The following is a 7790-nucleotide window of genomic DNA, read 5'->3' as shown; positions in this document are numbered from 1 at the left end:
CCGAAAGGTAGTTCAGCTTGCCTTCCAGCGGGTCCTGAACCCCTGTCAGCCCGGCCCCGACCATCACCGCTGCAGCCACACCGTTGCGGGCGCCCATGCCGCCGAAGTCGAAGGCTTTCTCGACATGCTCGCTATCGCGTTCCCAATAAGGGATGCCGCTGGCTTGCTGGACCGTGTAGGACAGCGCCGAGGCCGCCTTTTGCTTATCAAATCCCATCAGTGACGAGGCAGCCGCCGATGCCCCGAAAAGAGCGCCGAGGCTGTGGGTGCTGTGGGTTGCCGTCCGGGGCCCCGAAACCCCCAGAGCCATAGAAAACCGCGCGCCGATATCGTAGCCCGCCGCCACCGCGTTCAGAACCGCCTTGCCCGACGCGCCGCGAGCCTCGCCCACGGCGAGGGCTGCCGGCACAACCGCACAACCGGGATGAAATCGGCCTTCCAGGTGGCTGTCGTCGGTTTCGTCGGCATGACCCGAAATCCCGTTGGCCAAAGCGGCATTGATTGCCGTTGTCCGGATGTCGGTGCCCCAGACCGTTGCTTTGGGCGTACCGCCCTGGGTCGCGATGAATCCTGTCGCCAGCCGTCCGGCTTTCAGGTGCGCGCCCGAGATGACGGCGGCCAGCGTGTCGAGCAGATGGCACTTGGTCTTCGTTGCGACCTCGGCCGGCAGATCCTGACCTGCGACGGACGTGATATAGTCCGCCACCTTCTGCGTCGTGCCTGCAGGGGCTCGCATGTCAGGATCGTTCTTCGGCATCAGGCAGAGACCGTATCCATGATTTCACCGAGGCCGGGCAGCGTCTCGAAGTCACGGGCGAGCCTGAGAAACGCTTCCATCTTTTCCTCGCTCAGAACGCCCGCCGCGGCGTCTCTGAATTTGTCCGAAACCTCTTCATAGGTCAGCGGATTTTTCGGCCCACCCCGATAATTCGGATCGGACTGCTCGAAATAGGCGCGGCCGTCTTTTGTTGTGAGGGTGATGCGGGCGACGATGACGCCCTTTCCCATCTCTACGATCTCGGGGTCCAGTTCCGCTGTCACTTTTGTCTGCATCTCCTGACATTCCGGTGATTGCACGAAGGCGTCGGAGAACTCAGCGAGCCCCGCCTTACGGCGCAGCACAATGGCGGCCATCTGGAACGCGACGCAGAATTTCGCTTCCAGCTCGGTATTCGCATGAAGGATTCGTAGCGGCCCGGGGGTAATCACGTTTGCGCCTGTGCGGACCTCGATTTTTTCAACATCCTCGGGTTTTATGTCGTGCTTCTCGACGAGCTTCTTCATCGTATCCATGCCGGGGTGACCAACCACGCCGCTGGGATAGGGCTTGATTGACGTGCCGGGATAGATGATCGCCCAAGGATCGCCCATGCGTCCGATGATCTTGGTCGGATCATACCCGCCGCCAAAGGCCTCGAAGAAACCGCGCCCAGCTTCAAGCGCGTGGGCCGGTCCGTCCATCCCCAGCGAGGCAAAGCGAGCCGCCGTCACCCCGTTTTCTGCCGCGCGCGACATATTCAGCGGCTTCGACATGGTGCCGTGATTGGCCCCCACACCGGCCGACATGGTCGACGCCATGCCAACGGCATTTGACATCTGCTTGTAATCGAGCCCCAGCAGCTTGCCGGCGGCGATCGTCGCCCCGAAGATGCCGATTGTTCCGCTGGTGTGAAACCCGCGCCCGCCCGTGAAGTGGTCGGCATTGATCGCCTCGGCAATCTTCACCTGCACCTCAAAGCCCAGGATGAACGCAGTCAGGAACTCTTCCGCCGAGACGTCCAGGTGTTCGCCGACCGCAAAACAAGCCGAAAGCGGTTGAACGGTCGGGTGAATGAGGACGGACCGATCTTTTTCCTCCGACAACGCCGTGTCGTCGAAATCCAGCGCATGGCCCGACATTCCGTTGATCTGGGCCGCGACGTGAAGCGGCACGCGCATGCTGTCTTTGCCAAGTGTACGCGCCTCTTCGGCGCCACCGACTTGGCGGGCGAGTTTGCGGAGGATGTCGGGTGCCGGTTCCTTCGAGCCAGCCATCATGCAAGCCGTGCCATCCACGATGCAGCGTTTGGCGATCTCGATGGCTTCGCCTGGCAGGTCTGCATAGTTGGTGTCGAGGGCGAATTTCACCAGTTCGTGGGTGACGCCGTTCTTGGCGGTTTGGTCAAGAGCCATGAGTAGATCCTATTGCAGAGGCCAAGGGAGAGAGAGGTAATCTTGCAGAAGGCCGGTTGGGTAGCGCAGCGTGAGTTGATCGGAGATGATCCCGAGGAAGAGAATGAACCCGACCCCCCCAAGGATTGCCTTCCACCACCGGACATGCGCCGCGCGATAAAGAAACAGTGCGATGAAGGTCGCAATCCCCAGTACGAAGCCGACAAGCCCCGAAAAAAGAAGCATCACGACCAGCATTCCGATGTAGAACTCTGCCGAGCGCCCCCCTTCGGGCACGGATTTCAGTTCGGCATCGTAGAAGAAATCGGACGGTGCGCGCTTGAAGGCCATCATCAGTACCACGGGCGCCAGGAACACCAGCGTGCTGACCGAGGCGACCAATGGATACATTCCGGTAAGCGAGTTGAACTTCAGTGAGTCCTGGAAGACGTAAATCGCGAGTGCCATGACGCCAGAAACGAAAATCCATTGTGGCATCAGTCGAAGATGGCTGTGCGGGCCGTCGACGGTAACGGGTTCTGAACTCCTCTGCTTGAAGAAAACCGCCAAGGCTATGGACAGCACCGTCAGCGCGATGAGCACCTGAACGATCGGGCGTTCGACGAACGTGATCCCATACAGCGTGACCGTCTGATAAACCGACGCTTCGACCCGGGTTGACAGTACGAAGCCGATCAGGAGCGCCGGCCGCGACCATCCGAAGCGCTTCATATAGATGCCCAGAACCGAAAGCAGCAGTAGCGCAATCAGATCGCCCCAGTTCCTGGTCGCCTGAAAGGCGGCAAAAAAGATAAGGCCAATCATGAACGGAGCGATCAGGGTGTATTTGATCGTGGTGATGCGCGCGATCTGCGGGGCTAGAAAGAAACAGATGCCCGCGCCCACAATATTGGCCACCGCAATGGACCAGATCATCAGATAGACCTTGTCCATGTTGTTATCGATCATGTCCTTGCCTGGCTCGATGCCGATCAAGATCAGTCCGCCAAGCAGGATCGCCATACTACCCGAGCCGGGGATCCCGAGAAGAAGCGTCGGGACCAATGCCCCACCTTCCTTTGCGTTATTGGCCGATTCAGGGGCCACGACCCCGCGCGGGTCGCCCGTACCGTAGCTTTCACGATTTTTGGTGGTCTGGACGGCGTGACCATAGGCGATCCAGTCCACAACGCTGCCGCCCAGTCCTGGCAATGCGCCGATCAGCGAACCGATCATCGAGCAACGCAACGAAAGCCACCAGTTCTTCGCCCAGTCTCGGAACCCCTTCGCCCAGCCCGTGCGCTCCAGTCGGCCGGTTTCGGAAATTGTCGACTGCCGGCGCAGAAGATCCACGATCTCTGGCGTCGCGAACATCGCAAGACCAATTATAACGAGCGGCAACGGATCCAGCAGGTATTCCGTGCCGAACGCAGCGCGCTGAACACCAGAGAGCGGCGCTGATCCCAACGTACCCAGCAAGAGACCGAGGCTGCAGGCTGCCAACCCTTTCCAGATGTTCGCTCCTGTAAGGATGCCGACCATGGAAAGTGCAAGGATCACCAGCATCAACTGCTCACCGAACCCGATTTGCAGGATGATGGGCGTCGCAAATACAACTGCGAAGGACAGCACAAAGGCGCCGAAGATGCCGCCAAAAAGAGACGAAACAAACGCGATGGACAGGGCACGCGTTCCTTCGCCTTTTTTCGCCATCGGGAACCCATCGAGCACCGTGGCCTGCGACCCCGATGTTCCGGGGATGCCCATGAGCACTGAAGGAAATGTGTCGGAGGTCGTCGTTACTGCGAGAAGGCCAATCATCATGGCTAGCGCAGAACTTGGCTCCATACCGAAGACGATTGGAAGAAGAAGGGCGAGGCCAGCCGTCCCGCCAAGTCCCGGCAGGATGCCAACCACGAGTCCGACCACAACCCCGGCCACCAGGGCCAAAAAGGTCTGAAGTGTGGTCAGTTGAGCTAGCGCTACGATCGCCGCGTCGTACATATCACTCCTCCCCGTTTGGTATTTCTTTGCGTCGCCGGCCTGCGGACTTAGCGGACCCTGCGTGAGTGTATCCACTTGCTAAAGGAATTGCCGCCGGGCAAAGCAGGGCGGCGCCGATTTGGCCCCGCCCAACTAGGTTTGAACTACAAGTCTAGTTCAGGGAGGTATCGAAGCGCTCTTTCAGGAATCCTGCAGCCCATTCGCGGACTTCCGGATCAATTGCCGTACCGGTGGCCATGGCCCGTTGAGTTTCGTCGCCAAAGTTCAAGGGCATGGAACCGATCTCGCGGGGGAGCGCGGCGACTATTTCCGGATCAGCCGTTACTTTTCTCATCGCGTCGATATAAACCTGACGGATGTTGTCGGGCGTGCCCGGCGGCAGCATGACGGCCTTCGACAGCATTACCTTGGCATTCATAAGCGCCTGCTGCAATTCATAGGCGGTGCCGCTTGGAGCTTCGCCCTTCACTGCTTCGTAGAACTCGGGGAAAGTGGGGGTATCGGGCAGGTCCGGATCGCGCTGCAGGTCACCATTGTCGTCTATGACACCGTAGCTCCAGACCGGGTTAACCTTGGGATCGTCGCCGTAGTCCTTGAGGTAGGACCTTACGTTGTCGGTGTTCACGTTCATCTCGCCGCGTTGGAACGCGGCTTCTGCGTCCTTCGAGGCCAAGCCGAATATGTAACGCGCGTCCACACCCAGCATCTCCATCGACACAAAGTCCAAAAGCTCCGCCGATAGCGGCGTCTCTGTGCCGAACCGGATGTTGGCAGACTTCAGAGCTTCATAATCTGCCATCATGTCTTCATGGCCAAGCCCCAGGTCATCGCTGATTGCGTACATGGTGGCACCACGAGCAAATCCCGTTACCGCAACCCATTCATTTGGGTTGTACCTGGCAACGTCCGAACCGAGAATTACCGGTAGCAGCGACGAAGTCGAAGCCATGATCAGCATCGTGCCATCATTCGGAGCGTTTTCATGAAAATCGTTGGACGCAATCACCGAACCGCCTCCGGGCTTGTTCAGGACGATTACATTGGGGTTTCCGGGCAGGTGCTCTCCCAGTTTGGCTTGCAAGAGACGCGTCAGACGGTCGGTGCCGCCGCCTTCACTGAAGCCGACAATCCAGGTCACGGTCTGACCTTCAAGCGTGAAGTCATTGGCCAAAGCAGTGTTGGGCGCCGACAGCGCCAGGGCCGCAGCCGCGCCCACAAGCAGTTTCTTCAATCCACTCAGCATGGATAGTCCTCCCTTAGTCGAAGCGGCCTTTCATTCGGATAGCCGTTCAAGATCAATTGTGCGAACAGGTTGACACCGAGCGATAAGTTACGCAAATTCAAAAAAATCAAGTATTAATGAATTCAAGGAATTTATAAATGATCCGAGATACTTCTCTTGGAGAGATCATCGCGTTCGTCACCGTTGCGAGGCTTGGAAGTTTCGCTTTGGCTGCCGATGAACTTCTTGTTACTCAATCTGCGTTATCCAAACGGATCAAGAAACTTGAAGACTCGATCGGTGCGTCTCTCCTTGATCGGACCACCCGTTCGGTTGCAGTTTCCACCCTTGGAAGTGAATTTCTGCCAAAGGCGAAGCGAATCATTGAAGACTACAACCGCTCGCTTAACGACATGTCTGAGCTTGTGAAGGTGCGCAAAGGCATCGTCACGCTTTCCTGCAATATGACTTTATCAGACACGTTACTGCCGGAGATCATCGACAGGTTCAAAACGATCCACCCAAATATCCGTGTCAGGGTACACGAGGACTCGAGCCCACAAGCACTTGAACGTGTCCTATGCGGGCAGTCTGAATTGGCCTTCGGCACGTTGGGTGAACCCCATCCTGAGCTAGACTTCGAGCAATTGATTGACGACCGCTTTGTCATCGCTTGTCACAAGAACCACCCACTGGCGTCGGCGACATCGACCACCTGGGAGGAGGTAAAGAACCAGCACTTCATCCTGCTTAGGCCGGAGAGCGGTACACGCAAACTCCTACAACGCCACCTAGGCACTCTCTACGATGTGCTTTCGAACGACATACAGGTCGGGCATTTCCATTCGCAACTTAGCCTCGTCGCACGGGGGATTGGAATAGCGGCAACTCCCTCTCTCATACGGCTCTCAGGGCGCGACCTCGACATTGCGATCATCCCAATTTCTGAACCAACAATCAGCCGCAAACTTGGCATTGTGACTTACAAGGGCCGTGCCCTATCCCCGGCAGCCGAGAAACTTCGCGAAGTGGCCGCCTCGGTCATGCGAGGCGCTGATGGCTAGCCCGATTTCATTGGTTAGGCGCGAGTGTTTTTTGCATGCCTGGCTATTGGTTCATCTAAGCGATGGTTTTCGCACAGTTAATCGACGCCCGTGAATGACCGGTTCGGAGGCGTGCGCCGCGCTGCAACAACAAATGTTCTGCATGAGCGAGCAAATGCTGCGTTAGCAATAGCCGCGCGAGCAAAAGTCGGGAAAGTCCGCGACCCGGTCATTACCTCGATTTCGGCGAAGGGCCGGTGCTGGTTAAACCTGCCATTGAAGTCCCAACCCAACAGTGGCCCCAGATCCTATAACGCGATGCCACTCACATCGCCAACAGCATCCTGTGAATGGCAACCATCGCCCAAGTGTCACGAGTGCAATAATCCACTAAATCCGCATAAACCTTGTCACGCTCTGAAGCTTCCGAATTGATCAGAGTAACATCTTTCCAAAGACGCGATGCGCTTTCACCTTCCTGTATGCCTAGATCATCGTATGAGAGTTCCGGCAACAAGGCTGGCAGGACGGCTTTGATCGAAGCGCTGCCCTTGAACGCAGGATCGTTGATGGTCTCATCCGCAAACGGCTTCATGAGGTCGATCACACGCTCATTCAAATCGCCTAGAAAGGCTGCATGCTCCGGATAAGTTGCGGCCATCTCAGTATTGCGGCTCTTCTCGAAGGGCTCATACCAAACCAACAAGGAGCCAACCTCACCGACATCCTGTAGAAGTTTTTCTAGAAGAGCCGGCATCGGATTGCTCTCATCTCGGTGCAAATATTCTCGATGCTCGATTTTGCCACCAGGTTCGCGTTGAATATGGAGCGAATATTGGAATGGCACTTGCTGATATGGATGAACGCCATCCCACGGGGGTAGCAGGCTCTGCGACGTCTCGTAGTCGAGGTAATAGACCGGACAGACTATTTTGCTCAAAAAGCGATTCAGCGCTTCACGGTCAATGGTCCGTGAACCCTGGGCGCGCGCCCTCAAATATCGCTGCGTCGACTTACCCAGGACAGATTTATCTACGATCGCGTCGACCGTGGTGACCCCCGCCTCTATCAGCGCTGCGGCTGTCTTTGCACTCATGAATGGAAGACGGTGGATACTGTCCTGCTCAAGTGGCGGATCGAGCTTCTCGCGGATCTCCAGCCACTCGTCATATGATTTCAGACGTGCCCGTTCTGGGGCCGGGTCAGGCATGGTGTCACTGCGAGCCACTGTCAATGCCTGATCTATCCACGCCCGCGTGTTGTTGATCTGCCCAGCGACCTTTTCCGTAATGTCGGATACGGCCACTAGCATCCGTGGATCTATATCGCCAACTTTAACGTAGTCGCGGTTTACATGTGCCACTTCACAG

6 protein-coding genes are annotated in these 7790 nt (G+C 57.3%); 1 reads left to right on the top strand and 5 read right to left on the bottom strand.

Annotation, left to right across the window (positions count from 1 at the left end):
- The 4 genes from AC2FNE_RS23900 to AC2FNE_RS23885 form a co-directional block, all read right to left on the bottom strand.
- Window positions 1-757 (bottom strand): MmgE/PrpD family protein (locus AC2FNE_RS23900; protein ID WP_496806486.1); only part of this gene is annotated, 757 nt, incomplete at its 3' end.
- Window positions 757-2172 (bottom strand): MmgE/PrpD family protein, encoded by a 1416-nt coding sequence (locus AC2FNE_RS23895; RefSeq protein ID WP_496806485.1) that lies wholly within the window; start codon window positions 2170-2172, stop codon window positions 757-759. The genes AC2FNE_RS23900 and AC2FNE_RS23895, both read right to left, overlap by 1 nt.
- 9 nt (window positions 2173-2181) lie before the next feature.
- Complete coding sequence (locus tag AC2FNE_RS23890; protein WP_496806484.1) at window positions 2182-4155, bottom strand: tripartite tricarboxylate transporter permease; 1974 nt, start codon at window positions 4153-4155, stop codon at window positions 2182-2184.
- Window positions 4156-4306: 151 nt separating this feature from the next.
- Complete coding sequence (locus tag AC2FNE_RS23885) at window positions 4307-5398, bottom strand: Bug family tripartite tricarboxylate transporter substrate binding protein (RefSeq protein WP_496806483.1); 1092 nt, start codon at window positions 5396-5398, stop codon at window positions 4307-4309.
- A 137-nt stretch (window positions 5399-5535) separates the two neighbouring features.
- Between AC2FNE_RS23885 and AC2FNE_RS23880 the strand changes: the two genes are divergently transcribed.
- Window positions 5536-6441: a LysR family transcriptional regulator gene (locus AC2FNE_RS23880; RefSeq protein ID WP_496806482.1), complete on the top strand. Its 906-nt coding sequence runs from the start codon at window positions 5536-5538 to the stop codon at window positions 6439-6441.
- A 304-nt stretch (window positions 6442-6745) separates the two neighbouring features.
- Here AC2FNE_RS23880 and AC2FNE_RS23875 read toward each other — a convergent pair.
- Window positions 6746-7790, bottom strand: a 1045-nt coding sequence (locus AC2FNE_RS23875; protein ID WP_496806481.1) for a DUF2779 domain-containing protein, incomplete at its 5' end; no start/stop codon positions are given.

This window comes from Ruegeria sp. YKSD179, from assembly GCF_059612885.1.
This window is presented reverse-complemented; position numbering and strand designations above follow the sequence as displayed.